The sequence below is a fragment of the Kitasatospora sp. NPDC004669 genome, assembly GCF_040609455.1.
Classification (GTDB): Bacteria; Actinomycetota; Actinomycetes; order Streptomycetales; family Streptomycetaceae; genus Kitasatospora.
In genome coordinates this window covers 1-1,569 of the sequence record NZ_JBEXKB010000215.1, presented here as the reverse complement: position 1 = coordinate 1,569, position 1,569 = coordinate 1, and the positions used below count along the sequence as shown (strand labels likewise).

Below are 1,569 nucleotides of genomic sequence, written 5' to 3'. Positions count from 1 at the left end.
ACCAGAACTCCCAGGGCGCTGCGCGCCCTCCACGGGGCAGGGAAGAATGGGCGCGGGCCGTCCGGTACGCCGGTGTGACTGTGGTGTCTGCGAGCTCGGAAACCAGAATGGCGCGGGGGTCTGCACGGGAACTACGGTTTGTGCCATGCCGGCCGGTGGCCGTGCGGGAGCACGTGTGTCAGTTTCTTCACTTCCCTTGACCCCTCGGGCGGCCCGCTCCTGACGGTTCATCGGCTGAGTGGGGGTAGGCAGTGGCGAAAGCGGTAGCGCCCGACGAGGTGCTCTTCCTGCGCGCGGCGGGCGTGGACGTCGGAAAGCGGTTCGTCGTGGTATGCGTGCGCACCCCCAACCCGAAGCGGTCGGGGACCTGGGCGCTGGAGACGGAGCGCTTCGACTCGACCCCGAGCGAGATGCGCCGGCTTGCTGGATGGCTGGCCGATCGCGCGGTGGAGGTGGTGGCGCTCGAGGCGACGTCGGACTACTGGCGCTGCGTGTTCTACCCGCTGCAGGACGCCGGGCTGAACCTGATGCTGGTCAACCCCGCGCACCTACGCGGGATCCGTGGGCGCAAGAGCGACCCGTCGGACGCGGCGTTCCTTGCGCGCGCGGCGGCCTCGGGCATGGTGATGGCCTCCTTCGTGCCCGACCGCGCGGTGCGCGAACTGCGTGAGCTCACCCGGCGGCGCACCGAACTGAGCGTCGAGCGGGTGCGGGAAGTCCAACGACTGGAGAAGGAGCTGGAGGACAGCGGCCTGAAGCTGACCTCGGTGCTCACCGATGTGACCGGGGTCAGCTCGCGGCGGATCCTGGCCGCGCTCATCGAGGGCGAGCGTGACCCGGCACAGTTGGCCGAACTGGCGGTGCACACAGCCCGCAACAAGATCCCCGCCCTGGTCCAGGCCCTGGACGGGACCTTCACCGAGCACCACGCCCGCATGTGCCGGCACTTCCTGGCACAGATCGACCACCTCGCCACTCTGATCGCCGAACTGGACGGGTGGATCGCCGAACTACTGCGCGCCGCCGACAAGGACCGGGACCTGGAGAACCTGGACTCCATCCCCGGGATCGCCACGCGGGCCGCACAGATCATCCTGGCGGAGACCGGCGGCGACATGACGCACTTCGCCACCCCCGGACACCTCGCCTCCTGGATCGGGGTGTGCCCGGGTATGAACGAGTCCGCCGGGGTGAACAAGTCAGCGCACGTCCGCCACGGCAACGCCAATCTCAAGCGGATCCTGGGAACCGCCGCTATGGCCGCGATCAAGCAGAAGGACACGTACCTCGCCGCCTACTACCGGCGCATCGCCGCCCGGCGCGGTAACCAGCGCGCCCTGGTCGCCGTCATGCACAAGATCGTGATCGCGGTCTGGCACATACTCCACGACAAGGTCCCCTACCGCGACCTCGGCGCCGACCACGTCACCCGCGCCAACCCCGAACGAGCCATCAAACGGATCATCCGCCAAGCCAACGCCCTCGGACTGACTGTCCGCTTCGACCCCATCTGACCCCCGACCTCGATCAAGCCGTGAGCTGCAGGTTCTGCCTTTTCTTCGTGTCAGT

Annotated in this window: 1 protein-coding gene; it reads left to right on the top strand. The window is 68.3% G+C overall.

All coding sequences use genetic code 11. The features are described 5' to 3' along the window. Positions 1-251 precede the first annotated feature (251 nt). Complete coding sequence (locus tag ABZW30_RS46970) at positions 252-1,514, top strand: IS110 family transposase (protein WP_355677490.1); 1,263 nt, start codon at positions 252-254, stop codon at positions 1,512-1,514. The last annotated feature ends 55 nt before the right edge of the window (positions 1,515-1,569 follow it).